Source organism: Nonomuraea sp. NPDC049129 (assembly GCF_040648495.1).
Taxonomy (GTDB): Bacteria; Actinomycetota; Actinomycetes; order Streptosporangiales; family Streptosporangiaceae; genus Nonomuraea.
Genome location: NZ_JBEZDU010000002.1, coordinates 229,580 through 253,006, shown reverse-complemented (window position 1 = coordinate 253,006; position 23,427 = coordinate 229,580). Strand labels below are relative to the sequence as shown.

General features: G+C 68.6%; 17 protein-coding genes and 3 pseudogenes. 4 read left to right on the top strand and 16 right to left on the bottom strand.

Annotation, left to right across the window (positions count from 1 at the left end):
- Nucleotides 1–82: 82 nt before the first annotated feature.
- Entirely contained in the window at nt 83–532 is a 450-nt protein-coding gene (locus AB0B64_RS06240; RefSeq protein WP_357940743.1) for an NUDIX domain-containing protein, read from the bottom strand.
- Between the two features lie 40 nt (nt 533–572).
- Nucleotides 573–1,865 (bottom strand): helix-turn-helix transcriptional regulator, encoded by a 1,293-nt coding sequence (locus AB0B64_RS06235; RefSeq protein WP_357940741.1) that lies wholly within the window; start codon nt 1,863–1,865, stop codon nt 573–575.
- Between the two features lie 169 nt (nt 1,866–2,034).
- Here AB0B64_RS06235 and AB0B64_RS06230 point away from each other — a divergent pair, with 169 nt between their 5' ends.
- Nucleotides 2,035–3,063 carry a hypothetical protein gene (locus tag AB0B64_RS06230; RefSeq protein WP_358175086.1) on the top strand — a complete coding sequence of 343 codons (1,029 nt, stop codon included), beginning with the start codon at nt 2,035–2,037 and terminating at the stop codon, nt 3,061–3,063.
- Between the two features lie 116 nt (nt 3,064–3,179).
- On the opposite strand, the gene AB0B64_RS06225 is transcribed toward AB0B64_RS06230, so the two are convergent.
- Nucleotides 3,180–4,598, bottom strand: a complete 1,419-nt coding sequence (locus AB0B64_RS06225) for a DHA2 family efflux MFS transporter permease subunit (protein WP_358175083.1) — start codon at nt 4,596–4,598, stop codon at nt 3,180–3,182.
- 79 nt (nt 4,599–4,677) lie between these two features.
- Between AB0B64_RS06225 and AB0B64_RS06220 the strand changes: the two genes are divergently transcribed.
- Nucleotides 4,678–5,298, top strand: coding sequence for a TetR/AcrR family transcriptional regulator (locus AB0B64_RS06220; RefSeq protein ID WP_358175080.1), 621 nt, complete (start codon nt 4,678–4,680; stop codon nt 5,296–5,298).
- A gap of 152 nt (nt 5,299–5,450) precedes the next feature.
- Here the strand turns inward: AB0B64_RS06220 and AB0B64_RS06215 are convergent, their stop codons facing one another.
- The 5 genes from AB0B64_RS06215 to AB0B64_RS06195 all read right to left on the bottom strand — a co-directional run bounded on the left by AB0B64_RS06215 (nt 5,451) and on the right by AB0B64_RS06195 (nt 12,559).
- Nucleotides 5,451–6,659 carry a cytochrome P450 gene (locus AB0B64_RS06215; RefSeq protein ID WP_358175077.1) on the bottom strand — a complete coding sequence of 403 codons (1,209 nt, stop codon included), beginning with the start codon at nt 6,657–6,659 and terminating at the stop codon, nt 5,451–5,453.
- A gap of 79 nt (nt 6,660–6,738) precedes the next feature.
- Nucleotides 6,739–7,635, bottom strand: a complete 897-nt coding sequence (locus AB0B64_RS06210) for a recombinase family protein (RefSeq protein ID WP_358175074.1) — start codon at nt 7,633–7,635, stop codon at nt 6,739–6,741.
- Nucleotides 7,636–7,770: 135 nt separating this feature from the next.
- A complete protein-coding gene (locus tag AB0B64_RS06205) occupies nt 7,771–8,595 on the bottom strand; it encodes an SDR family oxidoreductase (protein WP_357940729.1) in 825 nt (274 codons plus the stop codon).
- Between the two features lie 129 nt (nt 8,596–8,724).
- On the bottom strand, nt 8,725–11,193 hold the full coding sequence (locus tag AB0B64_RS06200) for a glycoside hydrolase family 2 TIM barrel-domain containing protein (RefSeq protein ID WP_357940727.1): 2,469 nt from the start codon (nt 11,191–11,193) through the stop codon (nt 8,725–8,727).
- 55 nt (nt 11,194–11,248) lie between these two features.
- Nucleotides 11,249–12,559, bottom strand: coding sequence for an MFS transporter (locus AB0B64_RS06195; protein ID WP_358175071.1), 1,311 nt, complete (start codon nt 12,557–12,559; stop codon nt 11,249–11,251).
- A 135-nt stretch (nt 12,560–12,694) separates the two neighbouring features.
- Here AB0B64_RS06195 and AB0B64_RS06190 point away from each other — a divergent pair, with 135 nt between their 5' ends.
- The gene (locus AB0B64_RS06190) at nt 12,695–13,648 is read left to right on the top strand and encodes a LacI family DNA-binding transcriptional regulator (protein ID WP_358175068.1); all 954 of its coding nucleotides are present in this window, start codon (nt 12,695–12,697) and stop codon (nt 13,646–13,648) included.
- Nucleotides 13,649–13,801: 153 nt separating this feature from the next.
- On the opposite strand, the gene AB0B64_RS06185 is transcribed toward AB0B64_RS06190, so the two are convergent.
- The 3 genes from AB0B64_RS06185 to AB0B64_RS06175 all read right to left on the bottom strand — a co-directional run bounded on the left by AB0B64_RS06185 (nt 13,802) and on the right by AB0B64_RS06175 (nt 18,212).
- On the bottom strand, nt 13,802–14,374 hold the full coding sequence (locus AB0B64_RS06185) for a MarR family transcriptional regulator (protein WP_357940721.1): 573 nt from the start codon (nt 14,372–14,374) through the stop codon (nt 13,802–13,804).
- 89 nt (nt 14,375–14,463) lie between these two features.
- Nucleotides 14,464–17,166, bottom strand: a complete 2,703-nt coding sequence (locus AB0B64_RS06180; protein WP_358175065.1) for a family 78 glycoside hydrolase catalytic domain — start codon at nt 17,164–17,166, stop codon at nt 14,464–14,466.
- A 41-nt stretch (nt 17,167–17,207) separates the two neighbouring features.
- Nucleotides 17,208–18,212 (bottom strand): alpha/beta hydrolase, encoded by a 1,005-nt coding sequence (locus tag AB0B64_RS06175; protein ID WP_357940717.1) that lies wholly within the window; start codon nt 18,210–18,212, stop codon nt 17,208–17,210.
- Between the two features lie 507 nt (nt 18,213–18,719).
- Between AB0B64_RS06175 and AB0B64_RS06170 the strand changes: the two are divergent.
- Nucleotides 18,720–18,830, top strand: a pseudogene (locus tag AB0B64_RS06170) (NAD(P)-binding protein); the annotation flags it as partial.
- Between the two features lie 197 nt (nt 18,831–19,027).
- Here the strand turns inward: AB0B64_RS06170 and AB0B64_RS06165 are convergent.
- The 5 genes and pseudogenes from AB0B64_RS06165 to AB0B64_RS06145 form a co-directional block, all read right to left on the bottom strand.
- Nucleotides 19,028–19,486 (bottom strand): annotated as a pseudogene (locus AB0B64_RS06165) (Tn3 family transposase); the annotation flags it as partial.
- A gap of 46 nt (nt 19,487–19,532) precedes the next feature.
- Nucleotides 19,533–19,957: pseudogene (locus tag AB0B64_RS06160) on the bottom strand (DUF4158 domain-containing protein); the annotation flags it as partial.
- 107 nt (nt 19,958–20,064) lie between these two features.
- Nucleotides 20,065–20,604, bottom strand: a complete 540-nt coding sequence (locus AB0B64_RS06155) for a helix-turn-helix domain-containing protein (RefSeq protein WP_358175955.1) — start codon at nt 20,602–20,604, stop codon at nt 20,065–20,067.
- A gap of 714 nt (nt 20,605–21,318) precedes the next feature.
- Nucleotides 21,319–22,005, bottom strand: coding sequence for a response regulator transcription factor (locus AB0B64_RS06150; RefSeq protein WP_357941479.1), 687 nt, complete (start codon nt 22,003–22,005; stop codon nt 21,319–21,321).
- A 71-nt stretch (nt 22,006–22,076) separates the two neighbouring features.
- Nucleotides 22,077–23,351 (bottom strand): sensor histidine kinase, encoded by a 1,275-nt coding sequence (locus tag AB0B64_RS06145; protein WP_357940710.1) that lies wholly within the window; start codon nt 23,349–23,351, stop codon nt 22,077–22,079.
- Nucleotides 23,352–23,427 lie beyond the last annotated feature (76 nt).

The window sequence follows — 23,427 nt, the reverse complement described above, 5'->3', positions numbered from 1 at the left end:
AACACGCTCTGCCCTGGAGCTGTGGAGCGCGGCGCTGGCTTTGCGATGCAGCAGCAGCGCCTGGGCACGGCGGGCCTTGCGGTCAGGTTCCCCGGATGAGCCTCTTGTGGGCCTCGGGCATCCCATCGGGCAGTGAGTTCGCGGCGAACAGTCTGGCGTCAATGACCTCCCTGCCGTCGACGGCAAGGTTGTCGAGTCCGCCAATCAGGGTGGCCTCGTAGAAGATCTCGATGCGGAGCTTGAAGCCGCTGTTCACCTGGAGAAGGCGACCGACCTTCACGGTCAGGCCGGTCTCTTCGCGTACCTCTCGAACAATGGTGTCCTCGTGCTTCTCGCCTTTGTTGGCGTAGCCGGTGGGAAAGCCCCATTGCCGGTCGGCAGGCCACAGCCGGTGGCGCAGCAGGAGAACCTGGCCGTCCTCGGTGCGGGTGACCCCGGTGATCCCGCACATGAACTTGGCGTTCACGAGCCACAGCAAGCGCCACTGCAAGGGCTTGCCCAGGCGCCACAGCTTGGCCAGCAGCTCGTTCACGTCGTTATCTCCCGGGTCGGTGTGGGTGGGATGGGAGAGCTCAGGTTCCGGCCAGGATCAGAGCGAGCCGGTCCGCGCCCGTGCTGGCCGGATGTCGGCGTACCAGCTCGATGGCCAGTCCCCGGATGCTGGAGCGGTCGCGAACCTCGGTGCGCGCGTGCCCGTGCGCGGCTAGCAGGGCGCCGATGGCCCGGCCGGGATCGTCGGCCTGGGCCCAGACGCGGGCCAGGTCGGTGAGCAGCCGCGCCCGCCGTTCAGGGGTCGGAAACTGGGCAGGGTGCAAACCCTGGCCGGCGCGCATCGCGGCTCCGGGCTCGCCCAGCGCCCAATGCACACCCACCCGGTACAGGGCGACTTGCGCCGGGCTGACGGCGAACCGGTTGGCGGCGGGCAGTTCCGCCGGGACGGCCCGCGCGGCGCGGGAGGCTTCGTCGATCAGGTCGATGGCCCGGTCGCGGTCGCCGGCCTGAGCGGCGTTGTAAGCCGAGGTGCACAAGATCTGTGCCAGTGTGTTCGCCGCGGCGGTCGTACGCAGACCGCTGTTGTCGAGCCGGGTGGCCGCCGCATAGGTGACCTGTTCGGCGAGTTCCCTATGGCCCTGGTGGCGCAGCACGATGCCACAGGACCGGGCGGCCATCGCCTGGGCGACCAGGTCGCCGGACAGGGCGGCGTAGGTGACGGCTCGATCGGCCGTGATGCGGCCGGCCTGCAGACGGCCGACCTTCTGCAACGCCTCGGACGCCAGGTCATAGCAGCCCGCCAGTAGAGCGAGGTGGCGTTCGTCGCTCGGCGCGCGATCCAGCACGTCATGCCCGGCGGAAAGCAGACCGGGCAGACCGCGCAGAAGGGCCGCCAGGTCACCGGTGTCGAACCGCAGCCGGGCCCGGCCCAGCAAGCTCGTCACGTCGCCGGCGGTGGCCGCGGCCTGGGGCGCGGGCAGCACCGCCAGTGCCTCCTCGACCCTGGTCAGCAGAGCGGCAGGCACCGCGAGGCCGGCTCCGATCAGCAAACTGCGTCGTCGCACCGGATCATCCTCCCCGCCCGCACCTGCACCCACACCATGACCGTCGAACGGCGAGAGCCGAGGTGCGCCGGAGATCGGCAGGCAGATCGGACCGTCGCACCCCTCATAGGGTGAGGCGAGACCAAGGGCGTCGGGCGAGATCCCCAGGATGTCGACGAACGTCCGCAGCAGGGTGATGTCGGTCAACGGCGTCTTGCCGCGCTCGTAGCGCGACAACTGAGCGGGTGAGTAGCCGCAGCATTGTCCGAGTTCGGCCAGTGTCATCTTCCTGGCCTGGCGCGCGGTACGCACGATCTGTCCGGCGTGCATCAGCGGCTCCTGGCGATGAGGATCCTCACACATCGTAGCGTTGCGATGACATATTGTCGCGGCGGTTGCACGCCATGCAAACAGGTTTGCATGACACGCGGAACGGCCTGCTGACCTGCGAAAACGTGGTGATCTCGAAGTCTCATCCCCCATCCAGAAGAGGCTTTCGATGACCGTCCTGCTCGCCAACGAACACCTCGACGGGACGCCGGCCGAGCGACACCGACTTCACGCTCTGCTGCGCGGCCTACGCACCGGGGCTGCGCCCGCGCCACTGCCCGGCATCACCTTCCAGACGCTCACGCACCTCCTGGCAGCCCGACCCGCCACTGTCGATCTCGACCTGTTCCGCAGCGGGTACGAACTGCTGTCCACTCGCTACGCCGAGATCGGCATCCGCGCCCTGCTCCCACCGCAGCGCGTGTGGGTCGGCGTCCGCTCCACAGCCGCCGCAGGCTCAGCCCAATCCTTCGGCGGTTTCCACCACCCCGGCCAGGGCTATCGACACCTGCAAATGAACGCCGCCATCACCCTGTTCGGCAACCTGTCCGGCCACACCACCCCACCGACGCCCCAGGCCGTCGCGCTGGATCTCCTACGCGCCTATGCTCACGACTGCCTACACTTCGGCACGTACCGCCGCTACCGGCTCGGCCCACGCGGCGAGCCCGCCCGCGTCCAATACGGCATCAACTTCCGCCGGCTGGACGGCACCACATACTCGCTGCCAGACCCACCGGACGCCCGCCGGACCCGCAACCTGGGCATCGTCATGGAAGGCGCCACCGACATCGAGGCCACGACCATCGCCCGCCATACGGCCGACCTGCATGGCCTCACCGAACCACCCGACTCGACGCACTTGACGAAATACGCCTTCGCCGACGTCACCGGGCGACTCTCCACCGACGACATCAGCACAGCACGGCGCACGGCCAACCCCTACCTACGATCCCTCAGCGGGTTCGCGCGCAGTGTCACCAGCCGATACCGCGCCCTGCTCGACGACCTCACCGAGACGCCCCACGAACTCCACCACCTCCTCATCACCGCCATGATCAGCGGGGACCTGGGCGATCTCAACGCCTGGCTCGACGCCCGGCACGGGCCCGGCTCGTCGCCAGACGATTCCGTGCACCCATCTTCTCCGACCTCGATATGCGGCCAACTGCCTGATCTCGATCAGAACGCGCCGTAGTGTCGGCGGCCAGGATCGCCGACTCGGTCACGATCATGCCCGGCGGGGTGGGCCCGCACCCACAACGGCGACCAGGTCGTTAGGAACCCGGCCCATCCCGTCCATGCCACCAATGCTCACGAGGTCGTCGTGAGCTCATCCTGTACGACCGGCGTCCGCGGCGGGCCCGACAGGAGCGGGATCAGGACCATGACGATCACGATCATGCCCACGGCGAACCAGTAGACCCCGTGGACACCGCCGATCGGGTCGCCAGAGGTCTGGAAGATGAGTGTGACCAGCGCGACGCCGAGTGCCGCGCCGAGCTGGTTGAGCATGTACAGCACGGAGCTGCCCTGCGCCACCATCTCCGGCGGCAGCGCCCGGTAGAGCGAGCCCATCGCCGGCGCGCTGAAGCAGCCCATGCCCAGCCCGATCCCGAGTGAGGCCAGCACCGGCAAGATCTCCGGGGTGTCCGCGCCGATCCGGGTGAGCGCCAGCCCGCTCAGGGCCGCCAAGAGGGCGCCGCCGGTGGCCAGCCCGCGTGGGCCTAGCCGGTCCGACAGCCGTCCGGCCACCGGCATGGCGATCGAGCCGCCGAGCCCGACCGGGGCCATCAGCAGCCCGGCGGCCAGTACGCCGTGCCCGTGTGCCTGCTGGTAGTACAGGGGCAGCGCGAACAGGGAGGCGAAGACCGCCATCCCGCCGAGGCCCATGATCGTGACACTCGCCGTGAAGCCCCGGTTGGCGAACAATCTCAGGTCGATCAACGGGGCTGTGGTGCGAAGCGCGCGCACGGCGTACCCGATCAGGACGGCCGCACCCGCGCCGAGCGGGAGCAGCACCTGCCAGGCGGTGAACTCGCCCTGCTCGGCCACCTGCGACAGAGCCAGCACCACCACCGCGAAGCCGGGTCCGAGCAGCGCCAGCCCCAGGACGTCCAGTCGCGCCTCGCCGCTCTCGCCGGGCCCGTCGGCGGGGATGACCCGCAGCGCGAGTACGAGGGCGACCACGCCGACGAGCACGCCGATCAGGAACATCCACCGCCACTCGAAGGCGCCGAGGATCGCGCCACCCGCGATCGGCCCGAGCACGGGCCCGAGGGACAGCACCACCCCCATCAGCCCCATCACCCGCCCGGCTCGGCGCGGTCCGGCGGCGCGGGCCAGCAGGATCAGTACGAGCGGATCGAGCAGCCCCGCCCCGAACCCCTGCAGCACCCGGAACGCGATCAGACTGCCGACGTTCCAGGACAGCCCGGCTGCGAGCGAGCCGACCAGGAAGATCAGCAGACCGGCCACCCACAGGCGCCTGCCACCGAACCGGTCCACGGCCCAGGTGGTGAACGGGATGGTGGCCGTCACGGCCAGCAGGAAGCCGGTGGACGCCCAGCCGATCGTGCTGAGCGAGGTGTCGAAGGCCGCGGCCAGGGTGTCCGTGGCGACGGCCGCCATGGTGCTGTTGAGGATCCCCAGCAGCCCGCCGAGCAGGATCACGGCGATCGTGCCCAGCAGTCGTGGGTCCAGCCGGTCATCATCCGAAGGATTTGAACTCATGGGTTCAAAGTAGTGATCCCATGCGTTCGCATGCAACTCTCAAGTCAATGAAGTTGAACCAGCGAGTACAATCAACGGCATGAGCACCACGCGCGGGCGGATCGACAAGCGGCAGGCGATCCTGGAGGGCGCGTTCACGGTATTCGCCCGGCTGGGCTACGCGCAGGCGGGCGTACAGGACATCGCCGCCGAGGCGGGCGTGGCCAAGCCGACGGTGTACAACCACATGACCGACAAGGCCACCCTGTTCAGGCACGCCCTGGAGGCCGCCGCGCGGACCGTGCTGAGCGAGCGACTGGCCGCCCTCGAACCGCTCGCCGCGCCCGGCGACGACCTGCCCGCCACGCTGGAGGGCGTCGCGTACGAGCTGCTCCGGCTGCACACCGACCAGCGATCATGCTCGCTGAAACGGCTGCTCTACTCGGAGATCACCACGTTCCCCGACGCCCTCGACCTCGTCCTGGACAGCGGCCCGCACCGGCTCAACCAGGCTCTGGCCGACCGGCTGGCCAGGCTCGCGCTCTCCGGACGCCTGCGCACCCCCGACCCCGACCTGGCGGCCGAGCAGTTCATGGCCCTGCTGACCGGCCCTCTGGAGGCCCGCACCCGGATGGGGACGCAGCAGATCACCGACTCGGAACTGCGGACCATGGCCCGCGCCGCCGTGGAGACGTTCGTCCGGGCCTGGGGAACACCCTGAGCCGTGACGCCCCTTAACGACGGCCGAGGAGCATGCCAAGCCACGCCTGACCTGTTATGCGTGTGGTGGTCGAGCCGCCAGGGCCGCATGCGCAGGGCGCGGGCCTGGATGCCGGCCTGGGCACACCGCCACTGCCCGCCGGTGGGGGTGGGTTACCAGGTGACCGGCAGTTCGTAGACGCCGTACACCGCCCCATCGTGCTTGAACGGGATCTGCTCCAGGTCGGCCGCCAGGCGCAGCGTGGGGATGCGCTTGTAGAGGGTGCTGTAGGCGACCTGCAGCTCCATCCGGGCCAGCGGCTGGCCCAGGCACTGGTGGACGCCGAAGCCGAAGGCCACGTGGCGGCGGGCGTCGCGGCTGATGTCCAGTTCGTCGGGGTTGGGGAAGATCTCGGGGTCGCGGTTGCCGATGTCGTTCGGCATGATCAGGCCCTCGCCCGCCCGGATGGTCTGGCCGGAGATCTCGATGTCCTCCAGGGCGACCCGGCGGCGTCCGCTGTGGGTGATGTTGAGGTAGCGCAGCAGCTCTTCCACGGCCCCGGCGACCAGGTCCGGGTCGTCGCCGGCGCGCAGCAGCGCGAGCTGGTCGGGGTTCTGCAGCAGGGCGCACGTGCCGAGGGCGATCATGTTCGCGGTGGTCTCGTGCCCGGCGATGAGCAGGAGCACTCCCATCTGCGCGGCTTCCAGCTGCGACAGCTCACCGGTCTTGACCCGCTCGGCCAGCCGGGACAGCAGGTCGCCGGCGGGGTTGGCGAGTTTCTCGCCCACCAGGGCGTTCAGGTATTCGGCCAGCCGGGCGCTGGCGGCGGCGCGGACCTCGGGGGCGGTGCCACGGTTGATCATGACCTTGCTGTTGTCCTGGAAGAAGTCATGATCGGCGTACGGGACGCCGAGCAGCTCGCAGATCACCAGCGACGGGACCGGCAGCGCGAACGCCTCCACCAGATCCACCGGCTTCGGCCCGGCCAGCAGATCGTCGATCAGATCGTCCACGATCTTCTGTACGGCCGGGCGCATGCCCTCCACCCGCCTGACGGTGAACGGAGCCTGCACCATGCGGCGCAGCCGGTGGTGCTCGGGGTCGTCCATCATGATGAAACTGGCGAACGAGCCGGTGAAGGGACCCTGCCTCGGGTAGCCGGGGCGGGAGAACTCGGCGCTGACCCTGGGATCGGCCAGCAGCGCCCGCTGCTCGGCGTACGTGGTCACCATCCACGGCGTGCTGCCGTCCCACAGCCGGACCTTGGCCAGCGGGCCCTCCTTCTGCAGAGCGTGCAGGTTCGGCGGCGGGTCGAACGGGCAGCGCGCCGCCCTCGTGCCGGGGAACTCCGGGACTTCGGGCTGACTCAAGATCTCGGTCATGACTTACGTCCTTCCGCACAGGGCTGGAGCGAGGCCACGCTCGGCTTCGGTTCCGGTATCGGGGTCCACGTTGTTCGACTCACGTGTCACGGGCGCCGTCCATATTGCGACGATCCCGGCGATCAGGCCGGTCGCCGCGCCGTGCCAGCCGGCGATGACAGGTAGCGAGTGCTTGAGAAGGCCGGAGGTCCTCGCCGCCGCGAGCAGCGGTGAGGCGTTGCTCCCGTGTCCTACTTGGGGGTTCTGCGCCATGGATGATGCGATGAATGGTGGAGCGTCCGAGGCTGTACTCAAGGGCTAGATCGGCCAGGGATACCTCGCCCTCGGCGTAGCGGCGGCGGATCGAACGCCGCGCTGGCTCGGGCAGTTTGGACTGTTTGCCTTTGAGCTTGCCGTTCTTCTTCGCCAGGGCCATGCCTTCGCGGGTGCGTTGGTGCCCGATGTTGGCTTCGAACTCGGCGACCATGGCCAGGGTCTGTAGAAACAGCCGCCCGAACGGGTCGTTCCAGTCGTAGACGGATCCGCCCAGGCCGAACAGGACGCCGCGGCCGGACAGGTCGGTGAGGATCTCGTTGGCCTCGGCCATGTTGCGGGCGAAGCGGTCGAATTTGGTGACGGTGAAGACGGTCCCGTCCCAGGTGGCTGCGAGAGCCTGGTCCAGGCCTGCGCGGTTGCGGCGGGTGGTGCCGGAGAACCCGCGGTCGATGTAGATCCGCTCTTCGGCGACGCCGACGGCAAGGAGCTGCTCGGTCTGGATGGCCACGTCCTGCCGCTGAAGGATCCCCTTACGGAACACTCCTTCTATGAAGTGATCTGACGTCATGAGCTCGCGGACGCCCGGCTCGGCCGTTTCGGCGGCAGAGCAGGATCGCCGCAAAGCCACTTCACGAAAGGTCCTCGGCCTGTCCGAAGGGCTCGACCGGCCGAGGACGATCTCGAGGTGTGGGTCGAGCAATACCTCGATCTCGCGTTGCACGGAGTGCGCTCGTGGAAATGACCGCCAAGATCAGCCGTCATCTGCAGCGGCCGGGCGATGCCGACATCGCCCTTGTCCAGCACCCCGGCGTTGCTCACGGCGCGATTCCGTGGCGGGCGTGTCGCTCGCGGCGCGTCAGGCGGTGGCGCCGCCGTCCGCGAGCAGCGTGCTGCCGGTCATGAACGCTGACAGGTCCGAGGCGCAGAACAGCACCACGCGCGCGATGTCGTCGGGCACGCCGACGCGGCCGATGGGGGAGTTCACCATGAGGTCGGTGGGTGGGATGTCGTCAGGGTTCACGCCTGCGTCTGCGGCCGCCATCATGTTTCCTTCCGTGGGAACGTAGCTGGGTGCGACTCCGAGCACGCGGATACCCAATGGGGCGAGTTCGAGGGCCAGCTCACGGGTGAGGCCACGGACGGCGTGCTTGGATCCGACGTAGGCGGCCAAACCTGGGGCGCTGCCACGGAATCCGGCGGTCGAGACGATGTTCACGATGACACCGCCCCTGCCTTCGTCCGAGCTCGTGGCCATGCGGCGGGCCGCCTCGCGCGCGCCGATGAAGACCCCGCGCGTGTTCACCGCGAACACCTCGTCCCAGGTCTCCTCGCTCATTTGCAGCAGGGGGATGTTGGGGAAGACTCCGGCGTTGTTAACCCAGATGTCCAGGCTGCCTAGCTCGGCGATCGCGCGGTCGGCAGCCGCGACGACGGATGCCGCGTCGGTGACGTCCATGGTGGTGCCGATCACGCGCACCCCGTGGTGTCCGGCGAGTTGCTTGGCGGTGGCCACGGCGAGTTCTCCGTCGATGTCGCCGATCAGCAGATCGGCGCCGGCCTCGGCGAGCCGGGACGCGATGGCCTTGCCCAGCCCTCGCCCGCCTCCGGTCACGACCGCGCATCGCTCTCGCAAGGAAACGAGGTCGGTCAGGGACTTGTTCGATACATCGGCGATGGACACGCATGCTCTCCTTCGGTTCTTCAAGGACATGGGGTGATGCCGGGAGAAGCCCCGGCCGGTGCGGAAGGGGTGCGGCTGGGGAATGGGCTGGCTCATCACGGAGTCGATGAGGGAATTGTCGGCCGCGCGCTAGCTTCGGCTCTTGCTGCTTTCACCGGTGGAAGGAGCCGTACTGAGGGGGTGGTGCAGGTCGACGGTTACGGTGGCAGGCTGGAGTCCATCGGCGTGGACGGTGACTGTCGCTGTTGCTTGGGTGCCGGTGGGGCGGATCACGGCCAGTGCCCGGCCTTCGTAGGTGGTGCAGGCGGTGGCCAGGAAGGACTCTTCGGTCGACGGTCGTGCCGTGCCCAGAGCTTGCAGAGTGGCCGGACCGTCAAGGGTGACGGTGACGACGCGGTCGCTGATCGGGTTGACGGTGCCGTGTTCGTCGGTCAGGGCGATGTCGAGGTAGGCGAGATCCTGCGGGTCAGTGCTCAGCTGCTCCCGGTCGGGGGTGAGCCGCAGGTGGGAGGGTGCCGCCGCGGTGATGAGCCGGCAACGGCCGGTCTCGGTGCCGTCCCGGTAGGCGACGGCCTCCAGCGTGCCGGCCTGGTAGGACAGCTCGGTCGTGGCGAGGAACGCCTTGTCGCTTCCGACCGGGACACGGGCGGCGGTGGCGCCGTTGAGGCGGAACTCGATTTCGTCGGCGTCGGCGTAGGCTTCCACACAAACAGGTGTGCCGGCCGGGATGTCCCAGGTCCAGCTGGCCACCGAATCGCTCCAGGACCAGGCGTTGGCTTTGAAGGGGTGCTCGCGGTGCTCGGGGCGTTGCACGGCCAGGTACGGGGTGTGGCGCAGGCCGAAGACGATCTCGCGGTAGTACGAGACCGGGCGTCGCCGGCCGGTGATGTCCAGATCGCCGGTGGAGGCGGTCAGCCACGGGTACGGCGCGCCGAAGGCCGGGCCCTCACCGGGGTAGACGGGACGGCCGATGCCGCTTTCGCCCAGGTAGTCCCAGCCGGTCCAGGTGAAGTCGCCGATGATGTGCCCGTGCTCGCTGACCAGCTTCCAGTACCGGTCGATCAACGTCGGGAAGGTCTCCGAACCGACCACGACCCGGTTGGGGAAGTCGTCCCGGTCGCTGAGGTAACGGGACTCGCCGTAGTTGAGTCCGACGACGTCCAGCACCGCGGCGGACTCGGCAAGCCGTTCGCCGACTTCGGGCAGAGCGGTGAGCCCCGCCGTGACGTCGGGCAAAGATCCCAGCGCGTCGTTGAAACCGGCGCCGCCGGCCTGCGCCATGAGTTCGGGGAGTTTGTCCAGCACGGTCAGCATGCCGTTGAGGGCGTTGGTGATCAGGCGCGTGGGGTCCTGGGCCCGGACGCGCTCGGCGAGCAGGCGTCCCCAGCGGGCGCCGTGCGGGGTACCGACTTCGAGGATTTCGTTGCCGATCGAATAGAAGATCACGCTGGGATGGTTGAAGTCCTTGGCCACCATGGCGTCAATGTCCCGCTCCCACCACTGCGGGAACCGCCGCGAGTAGTCGTCGTGGGTCTTCGCTTGCGCCCACATGTCGAACGTCTCATCCATGACGAGCATGCCGACCCTGTCGCAAGCGTCCAGCATCGCGGTGCTGATCGGGTTGTGTGCGGAGCGGATCGCGTTGTACCCGGCCTCCTTGAGCAGTTGCACGCGCCGCTCCTCGGCCCGGGCGATGGCGGCCGAGCCGAGCGGGCCATTGTCGTGGTGCACGCACGCGCCGCGCAGTTTGACGGTGGTGCCGTTGATGCGCAGGCCCCGGATCGGGTCCACCGACAGGCCGCGGATCCCGAACGTGGTGCGGGCCTCGTCGGCCTGCCCGTCGGCGTCGACCAGGCGGACGGTGGCGGTGTACAGGTTCGGCTCCTCGACGCTCCACAGCGCGGGCCCGCGGATGTGGGCGCGCTGGCGGACGACCGCCCGCTCCCCAGCCAACACCGTGAGGAGGGCGCGGTCAGTGGCCACGAGAGTTCCCGTGCCGTCATGTACCTCCAGCAGCACCTCGACGGTCCGCGTGCCGGTGCCCTCGTTGATCACTTCGGTGGCGACCGCGGCGGTGGCCAGGTCGTCGTCGATGTGCGGGGTGGCCACCCGCACTCCGGTGGGGGTGATGTGCAGCAGGCCGCCGATGAGCAGGTGCACCGGACGGTGCATGCCGCCGCCGCTGTACCAGCGCGAATCCTGGTGCGCCTGGGCCTCTACCCGGATGGTGTTGGTCTGTCCGTAGCGCAGGAACGGGTCGGCGGCGATGTGGAAGGTGGAGTAGCCGCCTGCCCACTGCCCGGCGAACGCGCCGTTGATGAACACCATGGCGTCGCGGTAGACGCCCTCGAACTCGAAGGTCACCCGCTTGCCCGCCCACGCCGCGGGCACCTCGAAGTCCTTGTCGTACTGCCAGGCTCCGGGCCGGTGGTAGCCGGTGTGTGAGCCGTCCGAGCCCTCGGCCGACCTGCCCCCGACGAGCATCGCATCGTGTGGCAGTGTCACCGGGACCGCCTCGGCACCTGCACCGCCCAGTTGCTCGAAGATGGACGTACGCGGGGCGACGCGCCATCCGTCGTTGAACGTTTCGCGAATCATGATCCTCCTAGAACGCGCCCGCATCGCGATGAGCGGCGGGCGGGGGATGTGCCCGTCAGCGGACACCTTTGATGAAGCGCACCGACAGGGCGGCAAGTGCGGTGCAGACGATGAGCATCACGAACACCAGTTGGTAGTCGCCCGTGGCTCCGACCACGGCGCCGGCGATGCTGGGGGCGATGATCTGCGGGCCGGCGTTGGCGATGTTCATGATTCCCAGGTCCCGGCCGGCGTTGCCGACGCCCGGCAGGACCCGCGTGATCAGCGCCTGGTCGACCGCCATGTACACGCCGAACGCCGCTCCGGAAACGGCCGTGGCCACCCAAGCCCCGGTGAGCGTGGGCACGAGCAGGTAGACCAGCCCGGCCGGCACGAACATGAGGCTCGACAGGCCCACGAACAGCCGCAGCCGGCCGGCCTTGTCCGAGATCCAGCCGCCGACCAGGGCGAAGACCAGGCTCAGCAGCGTGCTCAGGCCCGAAATGGCCACGAGTGTGGTGGCCGCCCGGTCGATGTCGCCCAGACCGATGTGGTCGCGCAGGATGTACAGCTGGAAGCTGCTGACGGAGAAGTAGCCGAAGATCATCAGGAAGCGGCCGGTGAAGGCCCACCAGTAGTCCGGCGCGCCGCGCAGGCTGAGCATCGCATGGCCGGCCTTGTCCTTGTGCTTGGGTGTGGTGCGGGCCTGCGGCTCCGGTGCCGGGCGGTCTTTGGTGGTCAAGGCGAAGATCTGGGTGAGCAGCAGGAAGAGCCCGGCGACCAGCAGGTAGCCCATGAACAGGCCCTGCGACAGCCCAGCCAGGGCGACCCCGGCGTATCCCCCGACCAGGCCGGCCGCTCCCAGTACGCCGGACATGCTGCCGCGCAGCCGCTGCGGCACCCGCTCGGGCAGCACCGCGGTCAGGCTGGCCTGCGTGGCGTTCAGCGGCCACATCATCACCGCCCACGTGATGGCGATCGCGGTGGTGGAGGTCAGCTGGGACATGGCTACCAGCCCTAGCGCGCCGACGATGCCCGCGCCGAAGATCCACACGTTGCGGCGGCCGAGGAAACGGGTGCGGGTACGGTCCGACAACATCCCGGCGATGGGCTGGGAGATCACGCTGGAGACGGCCGAGACGCTCAGGGCCATCCCGAGCGCCGCGGCGGAGGCCGCCTGCTCCGGCACGATCGCGGCGATCTGCTTGCCGAGCAGGACCTGCATCACCCCGCCCCACACCGCGTTCATCGCGACCATGGCCAGCGGATAGATCACCCACAGCCAGCGTCCGGGCGCCGGGGGGTCGCCGGCGGGGGGTGGTGTGGGGGCGTCGCTTGCGTGGGGGGTGTCCGCCGCCGGATCGTGCGCAGGCAGGGCATCAGGCATGAGTTTCTCCTATCCTGTTCACGCGCGTGATTCACACGTGTGAACAAGCGCGTGAGCGGAAAGCGTAGGGGCTGGCCAGCAGTTCCGTCTAGCATCTATCCGGGGCGAATCACTCGAAGATGGACAGGAGTGCCGATGCGGGTCAGCAGCAAAGACGTCGCCCAGCGTGCGGGCGTGTCCCGCTCGACGGTGAGCTACATCCTCAACGGGCACGGCGACCGCTTCAACCAGGCGACCCGTGAGGCCGTCGAACGCGCCGTGGCCGAACTCGGCTACCGCCCGCATTCGGCCGGGCGAACGCTCGCGCGCGGGCAGAGCGACCTGGTCCTGCTCGTGCTGCCGATCTCACCGAACAGCCAGTTCAGCCAGATGGCCGACCAGATGACCGAGACGCTCGCCGAGCACGGCCTGTCCTTGCTCATGTGCTCGGCCACCGCCTCCCCGCGATCCTTCGCGGCGGTCCTCACCACCGCCCGGCCCCGCCTGGTCATCGCCCTGTCGGAGCTGAGCGAGGCCAAGCGCGCCGTCCTGCGCTCGGCCGACGTGCACGCCCTCGACATCGCCCACGCGATCTCCCAGCCCGGCGGATCCAGCTGGACCGCGGGGCGCATGCAGGCCGAGCACCTCATGCAGCGCGGATACCGGCGCATCGCCTACGCCCGCCTCACCGAAGCTCGCGACGACGTGCTGCTGCGCGCCCGCGAGCAGGGCGTGCGCGAGGCGTGCCAGGCCGCCGGCCTGGACGGGCCCCAAGTGATCACCGTGACGCTGCGCGCGGACGCCGACCTGGACGCAATCGCCTCGCTACCCATCGGTACGGGCCTGGCCTGCTACAACGACGACACCGCCGCCGCGGCACTGGCAGCCGCACGGGTCATCGGCCGGACCGTGCCACAGGAACTGGGCGTGGTGGGCATGGACGACACCCCGCTGGCCACCCAGACCAGCCCCCGCCTCACCACCATCGGCTTCGGCCTGCCCACATCCTGGAATCGCCTGGCCCAACTCCTCCTCCAGCGCCACGAGACCACCGACGCCGACTTCGCCGACGCAGGCGAGTGCCAGCTCATCCAGGGCGAATCGACCTAAGCCGGGCGACGCGGACCACGCGAAGATCACCGCGCTGCTCAAGAAGCGCCGAGCTCTCAAGCGCTGACAACGAATCCAGTGTGTAGAAGGCGGAGGCGGCCGGGAGTGAGCTGCGGTTCCAGTTCAGGAGTGGCAGCTCTTCTGACGGCGCCTCTAGAGGGTGGTTCCGGTGCTCGGAGTCGTGTGCTGACCGGCGCCGGAGTCGAGTGCCCTGGGGCGATATCCCTGCGCGATCGCCCCTTGCGCGGCCTTTTCGAGGAGTCTCGTCAGAGCCTCGACATCGGCGCTGTCCCAGCTCCGGAACTCCTTTTCGACGCGGTCGAGTGCCAGGGCGATGATGTGCTCTCCGAGGTCGCGGCCGGCTTGGGACAGCGCGATGATGACCCCTCGCCGGTCTTCGGGGTCGGCCGCCTGCACGACGAGGCCCATGTCCACCAGACGGCGGGTGATCTTGGTGATGTTCGGCCGGCCTGTCCCCAGTGCGTCCGCGAGTTGCGTGGGACGCATCGCGCCGCGGTAGGTGAGCTGGTTGACGGTCAGGAAGAGCGAGACATCGTCGGCGGGGAAGCCGACCGCCGTCATGGTGCTGTGACGCACCGCAGGACTGTCGGCCCAGTGGATGATGGCTGACAGGGAGGCCAGGATCCCCAGTTGCTCGGGGGTGCGCACAGGGCTGATGTCGACCGCCTCGGCGTGAGCGAGCTCGGTCGCCGGCGGTCGGGGCATGTGTCGGCTCCTGTCGCGAACCCAATGGGCCGCTCCAGCATATCCAGTGGTCCTGCCCGCGGTACCGAGCGGGGCGGGGTCATACCGGCTCATGCCAGTGGCGTGGAGACGGTGTGCTGTCCGGGCGGCAACGGCCTGGGTTCGAGGCCGGGGATGCGCAGCACGGCAGTGGTGTTGGCCGGGATCGACATCGTGATGTCGGCCTGGCCGCCTTCCTTCTTCCACTCGATGGACGCGTCTCCGAACGGGGTGCCGATCGTCGCGGCGACGGCGGTGAAGGGCGCTGCCAGATCGGGAGCCATCTCGATTGCGGAGTATCCCGGGGCGGCAGGACGGAGGCCAGCGATGTTCCGGAACATCCAGTCGTCGACGGCGCCCAACGCGTAGTGGTTGAGGGAGAGTTGGCGCGGCTGGCCGTCCGGTTCGACGCCGCCCCAGGATTCCCAGATGGTGGTGGCCCCCATCGCGACCTCGTACAGCCATGATGGGACGGTGTCCTGCAACAGCAGCCGGTAGGCGAGGTCTCGATGGCCCGTCTCGGCCAGGACGTCGAGCAGGTACGGGGTGGAGAGGAACCCGGTGTCCAGGTGGTCGTGCGCCTCGTGGATCAGGTCGGCGAGGTTCCGTGCCGCGGCGTCCCGCTGTTCAGCGGGAATGAGTCCGAAGGCGAGGGCGATGACATAGGCGCCCTGCATGTGGACGGTGAGCCGGCCGTCACCGAGCAGGAACTCCTCACCGAACGCCTCCCGCATCCGCGCCGCCAGGGCGCGCATCTGCTCCACGGTCGATCGATCTTCGAGGATCTCGGCGACCCGGGCAAGGTTGCTGACGGAGTGGTAGTAGAACGCCGAGGCGAACAACTCACCGGTGAGGGAAGCGGCGACGACGAGCGAGTCCGGGTCGTCGGTGACCGTGCTGGGCACCAGCCAGTCGCCGAAGTGGAATCCCGTGTTCCAGAGCGATGCCTGGCGCATTCTCACCGGATCGTCCTCCGGCAAGCTCTGGTATCGCTCCGCGACGTCGTTCTCCGCGCGCTCTCGCACCCAGCCGACCCACTTCAGCATCGCCTCGTAGTTGTCTGCCAGGACGCGGGGATCGCCGTATCGCTCGTAGAGGGCGAGCGGCAGCATGGTGATCGCGTCCCCCCATCCCGCGGAGGTGGGGGTCAGCATGCCGATGGCCTTCGCGAACGATGGAGTGTTGGGCACGATCGTCGGCACGATTCCGGCCTCGGACTGTGCGGCGCGGACGTTGGCGAGCCATCGTTCGAGGAAGAGGTCGACGCGAGCGTTGTTCGTCGCGGCTCGCGCGAATATCTGGATGTCCGCGGTCCATCCCGCGCGCTCTCGCGAAGGGCAGTCGGTGGGGATGGACAGGAAGTTGCCGCGCTGGCTCCATGTCACGTTCTGGTGGAGGCGATTGATGCGGGCATCGTCGGTGACGAAACGACCGCTCTGCTGGAGATCGGAGGCAGTGACCACCCCGACGACGTCGTCGGCGGTGAGCTGCCCGGGGTATCCGGTGATGCAGACGAACCGGAAGCCGTGGAAGGTGAATCGCGGCTCGAAGGTCTCCACGCCGGTGCCCGCCAAGATCCAGACGTCGGTCTGGTCCTTGTTGCGGCCGATGACGTTCCTGTGGAAGTTGCCATCGCGGTCGAGGGACTCGGTGTGTTCCAGCACGATGGTGGTGCCGGCCTCGCCCCGTGCCGTCAACCTCAACCGGCCGGCGATGTTCTGCCCGAGGTCCACGATGAGCTCCCCGGACGGCGTGGTGAGGATCGCCGGGCGATCAATCTCAGCAACCCGGCGGACGGGCTCGCCGAGGTGCGGGACCAGGCCGGCCGTACTGGAGCCGACGACGTCGACCGGCGACCAGGCCGCGTCGTCGAAGCCGGGCTCGTCCCACCCGTGGATCGCGAGCCGCGCGTCGACCATCTCGCCGATGTGCAGGTCGGAGTAGCGGATCTCACCGAAAGAGGACCGAGCCGACGCGCCGGACGCGGCCAGGTGCTGTCCGTCACCTTCGAGCTGCCAGATGACGCCGAGCTTGTCGCCGTAGTTCGCGCTCTCGCCGCTGAAGCTGATGCGTCCCGCCCACCAGCCGTCGGCGAGCCTTACCCCCACCACGTTCTCGCCCAGGCGCAGGTACGGCGTGGCGTCATAGGTCTGGAAGGACAGGCGCACGGGGTGCTCGTCGTATCCGGGAGCCAGTACCTCATCGGTGATGCCGCGCCCGTTGATGGTCACCTCGTACATGCCATGGGCCGAGATGTACAGGCGCGCCCTTTCCGGGAGGTGATCGAGCTCGAAGCGCTGCCGCACCAGCGGGCTGGGGTGCAGCCGGCCTTCGAGGTCCAGCTGCCTGCCGCCGACGGTGTACGGGGCGTCGAAGGCGAGTTCTTCTTCCGGCGTTACGGGTCGCTGGTCCGGCTCGATCCAGGACGTGGTCCACTCCGACGCGTCGAGGATCGTGGTCTCGAACCATGACTCGGCCCATTCGCTGGCCTCGTGCTCTCCCGCCCAGATGCGGACCCGCCAGAGGAACCGTGTCCGCGACGGGACAGCGAGACCCGGAACCACCACCGAGTGCGATTCGGCGGAGCCGACCTTTCCAGTCGCGGCGATCACTTCGCCCTCCGCCGTGCGCACTTCCAGTTCATAGGCCGACTGGCAGCCCGCACCGGGTACGGGCTCGCCCAGATGCCAGCCGAACTGTGGCGATCGGGTCCATACGGCGTGCGGCCGCACGAGCCGTTCGACGGTGAGATGAGTGGGTGTTGCTGAACGCATGAGCTGCTTTCCTCGTATTGGGTGTCACACCGCTGCGACGATCACGGGCGGTCCAGTTGGCGGTGTAGCCAGTTCAGCCGCTCGGTCGCGGCCGAGCGGCTGATGGCGGCGTGTGGGGCGAGGCCGTCGGAGCCGTGGAAGGCGCCGGCCCAGACATGCAGTTCGGCGTCGCCGCCTGCTTGCCAGATGCGGTTGGCGTAGTCGACGTCCTCATCGCGGAACAGGTCGGCCGAGCCCACGTCGATGAAGGTAGGCGGCAGTCCCGACAGATCGTGGGCGCGGGCGGGAGCGGCGTACGGGGAGACGTCTGGGCGGCCGTAGTTCTCCCCGAGCAGCGCCCGCCAGCCGAGGTTGTTGAGCGTCCGGTTCCACAGCGGTGCGTCGGCGAGCTGGTGGGTGGAGGGGGTGGCGTCGCGGTCGTCGAGCATGGGGCACAGCAGTAGCTGGCCGGCGAGGGCGGGGCCGCCTCGGTCACGGGCCAGCAGTGTCACCGCTGCGGCGAGCCCGCCGCCGGCGCTTTGGCCGAAGACCATGATCCGGTCGGCGTCGAGGCCGAGATCGTCGGCGTGCTGGGCGGTCCAGGTCAGTCCGGCGTAGCAGTCCTCCACCGGGCCGGGGTGGGGGGTCTCGGGGGCCAGCCGATATTCCACCGCCACCACTGCGGCTCCCACCTGCTGCGCGATGGTGACGATGTCGGTCAGGTTGTCCCTGGCCGAGCCCATGATCATACCGCCGCCGTGGATCCAGTACAGGACCGGCGCGGGCTGCGCCGACGCTCTGGGACGGCAGATGATGAGGGTGATGTCGGGGCCGGGAACGGTCCGCTCTTCGACGGTGTAGGCGCCGCCGAGGGAGAGTTCCTCGTCGGTCGGTGCGGGCATGGCCGCGCGAGTTCCCTCCCGCATCGCGGGAATGGTGTCGAGGTTCAGCTCCGACAACCACCCCTGGATCTGCGGGAGGCCGTCCAGCGCGGGCAGGACCTCCCGGTCGAACGGGGGCGGTGGCCCGAGCGGGGGTCGCTGGAGTGGTCGGTTGTCGACGGACATAATGCTCCTTCGTCTGCGGTGTTGAAGTTCAGATCGGTTGGACGGCCTAGGCGAATTCGTGGCGCTCGGCCAGTTTCGCTACGGTCGGCTTGCTCCGGGGGCTGGCGGGGGATGTGCTGGTCACGTGCGCTTCTCCTTCGAACGCTCAGACCGACCGAGCCGGAGCGGGGTTCTGCTCGCACACCCTATGTATTTTCCTAAGCGAAATACTAGCTCTCGTTCACACATCAACGACATGTCTGCCGCACATGGTGTGGCCGCGGGTTCGGCTCGCGTGTTGGGCCCGGTGAGCGGACCGTCTATTACCGGATGACCGAGGACGCGTGGGAGGTCGTGGTGCGTCGCCAGATCGCCTCGATCGCCTCGTTCCTGGACACCACGCGTGACGGCCTGAGCCTGGCCCGGGCCAGAAGATGAGCGGGTTCGGCAGGCGCACGCCACCTTCGCGTAGATGGCCAAGGTGTTTGATGACGCGCCGCCGTTGCGCAACGCCGAGGAGGAGACGACATGACCGGACGGGCCGGACGGGCCATCGTGGTGGGGGCGGGCATCGGCGGGCTGGCCGCCGCGGCGGCCCTGCATCGGATCGGCTGGCAGGTGATCGTGCTGGAGCGGGCAGCCATGTGATCGCCCTGGTAGAGGCTTTGACCGCCCCTTTCTCTCGTACTTGGTCTGCCGCCTACGGGGCGGCCGAAAGCGCAACCGGGGGCAGTCGGCCAGAGCCCGTCTGTGGTCGAGCGCAAGGGACGCCAGCCTTGCTGGTCGAGTTCGGCGAGTTCGGCTTCGATATCGACGGAGATAACACCGAAGAAGTTGACGTTCTCGCTGTGGGCCGGGGAGATGTGGGCGAGCAGGTCGTCGGGCACGTCCCGGCCCTGCGCGCGGAGCTGGTCCACGGCGAGCGCGTAGTACTCCGTGGTCCAAGTGATCACGGCGTTGGTCAGCACGGTCAGACACCAGGCCTGATCGGTCTGGTCGGCCAGGTGCGGCTTGACCACGGTGCCCTGATGGGCGTAGTGCAGGTCACGGCGGAGCGCGTGCAGGGACTCGCCCTTGTTCAGCTGCCGGGCGATCTTCCGGCGGTAGACGGGGTCGGACAGGTAAGTGGCCGCGTGGATGGTACGCCGCAGCGTGCCCCACTCCTTCAGCGCGGTCGCCAGGAGGTTCTGCCGTGAGGCGGCCGACCATTTGCCCACCACCAGGGAAGCGGTGGCCTGCCCGTACTTCAGCGACCCGGACATCCGCAGCAGGTCCGGCCAGCAGGCGGAGCACACCCGGCCGGATCGTCTTGGCAGCGATCAGGTACTCACACGCCAGGCTGAACAGCAGGGTCGGAGAGTCGTGCTCCATCGCCCGATCCTGCAGAAACTGCGCCAGCTCCTTCGTCTCGGGGCTGTCCGGTGGCGCGCTCTTCCAGCCCAGATATTCGGCCACCACCGCAGATGATCGGTGCGGGTCTGCTCCCGCCTGCCGTACCCCTCCAGGACGCCGGGGTCCAACGCGAGCTGCTCAGCCAGTCGGGCCACCGCCACCGGCGGCGCCGTGGCCACCTCATCGGGCACGAACCCAAGCCAGGGCAACGTCGCAAGCTGTACGGCAAGCCCCAGACGGTCGGTCGGCCCACGCCCACGCACCGGCGCCAGCAACGCCAGATCAGCCGACGTGAGCGTGAAGAACCTGATCAAGTCGTCCCGGCCGATATCGGGAAACGACCGTAACCGCTCTAGCTGCTCTGCCGAGAACATCCGTGTCGACACCTCACACCCCAGGGGATCAAGACCGGCAGGCGAACCGCACCCTAGCCGCAGTGATCAACCCCCGTCGAGACTCATCTCATAAGCGCTGGTCAGCCTTATCCGTTGGAAATTTCCCCGGAAATACCGGCACCCCTCAAGGTGCTGGTCATGTGCTTGCGCTCGGCTCGTACCGGCAGCGGCAGGTCGGGAAGGCAACGGTTGAGGCCGTCCGGGATCCGTACGAGCGAGGAAGAGGTGAGCGCCCCGTCGATCATGACCTCGTGCAGGGCCGGGTCGGTCATCACTTGGGCGCCGAAGCGGGCGAACCAGGTGGGGTTGCCCTTGGCGGCCAGATGCTCGGTGACCGGACGCACCAGGCAGGCCACCCAGTCACGCACGTCGTCGGAGCCGGGGGGCCGCTCAAGCATCCGCTCGCGGACACGTTCGATCTGCTTGCCGTGCTTGCGCGCGATGGCGCGCACCAGATCGGCCTTCGTGCCGAAGTGGTACGTGACGGTGGCGTTGTTGCTCTGACCGGCGGCTTCGCTGATCTGACGGTTGGCCACCACGTACACACCGTGCTCGGCGAAGAGCCGCTCGGCCGCCACCAGAATGTGCGCACGGATCGCGTTGGCCCGCTCAGCCCGCCCGGCCATGCTCACCGGCACATCGGTATGTCATCGCGCCTCACCAGGACTCCTCCCGAACCGGCTCCCCTGCATTGTCAGTAAACTCTCATCGTCAGATTAAGTCAACTGCTTGATTTAAGCCGAAACGATGCGTGCCGACCAATGGTCGACGGTGGCCAACCGCAGCACCGGACCGGCTGCCGCTGCCGCTGCTGGTGCTGCGGGCTGCGGGGCCCGGGTGCTGGATGGGCTACTGAGCGCGGCTACCCGCTGACGTGCTGCGGCAGAGATCGTGGCGACACCAGAGGCGGAGGCATCGCAACGACCTACACCTAAGAGGCGCTGCCCATACGGGTGTCTTCGGCGCGCCGGCTGCCTACGTCAGCTTCCGGAGGAGGCCGAGAGACCGGGTCTGCGGCGGCTGCGCAGCTAACCCGTCGCGATCGGCAAACGTCGCGCGCGAAGAGGCGAACCGGCCAACGGACAAACGCGCGAAGAGGCGAATGGGCCAACGCAGCAACGGAGCAACGGGCCAACTTCACGGGTGCGAACAGGCGTACGTTCAACAGAACATCGCGCGTGCGAACGTCGAACCTCACGTGGGCAAACGCGCGAACAGGCGAGGATGCGAACATCACGCGCGTACGGGCGAACAGGCGAGGATGCGAACATCACGCGCGTACGGGCGAACATCCAAACACCGAACAGGCGAGGATGCGAACTTCACGCGTGCGATCGAGTTCAGGAATCGGTCGATGGATGAGCGGCGCTCACCAGCCCTGACTCGTAAGCGCTGATCACCAACTGCGCGCGGTCCCGCGCCCCCAGCTTGCTCAGCAGCCGGCCGATGTACGTCTTGACGGTGCCGGTGCTGCGGTGCAGGTATTCGGAGATGTCGGCGTTGGAGAGCCCACGTGCCACGAGCACCAGAATCTCACGCTCGCGCTCCGTGAGATCGTCCAGCGAGGTGCCCGGCGCCTGGTGTCCATGGGGAAGACGAGCGAACTCGGCGATCAGGCGTCGGGTCACCGACGGTGCGAGAAGGGCCTCACCGGCGGCGACCGTGCGGATGCCTGCCAGCAGGACATCGGGAGAGGTGTCTTTGAGGAGGAACCCGGCCGCCCCGGCCCGCAGCGCACCATATACGTACTCGTCGAGGTCGAAGGTGGTAAGGATGAGAACGCGTGTCCCGGCTGTCTCGGGAGATCTGGCAATGTTCCGGGTCGCCTCGATGCCATCCATTCCGGGCATCCTGATATCCATCAGCACCACATCCGGGCAGAGTCGTCGTGCGCTCTCTACGGCTTCGGCACCGTTGCTCGCCTCGCCCACCGCGGTCAGCCCAGGGGCGGTGTCGATAAGGACCCGGAAGCTGCCTCGGAGCAGCGACTGGTCATCAGCGACGAGTACCCGGACCGGTTCGGACACGGCCCCCTCCACCCGGACCGGCTCGGACACACTCCCCTCCCCCCGGACCGGTTCTACCCGGATCGGTTCGGTCACGCGGCTCCCTCTTTCCGGCTCGTGGCCGTGTTGTGCTCGGGTTCGGGCGGGAGACGAGCTGACACGGCGAAGCCGCCGCCGGGTCGCGGGCCGACGGCCAACGTCCCCCCGTACATCATCACGCGTTCGCGCATCCCCACGAGTCCGTGCCCGCCCTTGAGCTCCGCCCCATCGGACACCACCGCGTTGCCGGCTCCGTCGTCGACCACCTCGATATGCGCGTCTCCTCGCGAGTCGACAGTGATCGTCACCAGGCAGTGGGTTCCGGTGCCGGCGTGCTTGACCACGTTCGTCAGGGCCTCCTGCACGATCCGGTAGATGGCCAGCGCCGGCCCTGCGGGGAGGTGGACGGCCAACTGGGTGCGGAGTTTGGTACGGACTCCCGCCTGTTCGGCGCGTTGGATGAGGGCCGGCAGGTCATCCAGTCCGGGAAGGGGAGCCATCTTCGCCGAGCTGGGCTCGCCCGCGTGTTGACCGGCGGTTTCGCCGCGCAGCACCCCCAGGGCACGCCGCATCTCAGCGAGTGCCTCCCGGCCGGTCTGCTCGATCGTCTGAACGGCGTCGCGCGTCTCTTGGGGACGTTCCTCGGCCACATGGTTGGCGACCGCCGCCTTGACCACGATCACGCTGAGGCTGTGCGAGACGATGTCGTGCAGCTCCCTGGCGATGCGTAAGCGCTCCTCGCTCAGCGCCTCTTCGGCCAGGCGCCGCTCCTGTCGGGCGGCTCGGGCTCTCCGTTGGCGCACGACACGGCCGGCGGCCCACGCCGCGCCGATGACCAGCCAGACGAGCGCCGCGGTGCCGGCGGCTTCCGACCACGGACCGGATGGTGTCATGACCGCCTCACCTGTGATGACCGCGGCTGCCGAGACCACCAGGGTCAGGACCAGCGCCGCCGAAGCCCGGCGTACCGGCTCGGCGAGCGCCACCACGTAGGCGGCCAGGGCCGTGGAAACGTAGGGATCGCGGGTGATATCGAGGAATGTCGCCGCTGCCGAAGCGCCCAGAACCACGGCCAGGGCAGGCAGAGGCCACAGGCGCCGCACAGCCACCGGCGCTCCCACACAGACGGCCACCAGCCAGCCCAGCCACCACGGACCGGAGAACTGCGGCAAGCCGTCCGAGTCGTCTTGGCTGGCCAGTGACACGTGCACGGCCACCACGACGGCCGCCACGCAGGCGTCGAGTGCCAGCAGGTGCGCACGTGTCCCCAGGTGAACGCGTGTCCGCAGGTGCTCGCGTGCCCGCAGGCGCCACTGGGCTATGTGCATCGCACGACGATATCGATGCCCACTCATCCGCCCTCCCCGAAGGTCCCCGCTCATACGGCCTGCCCCAGATGCCCAT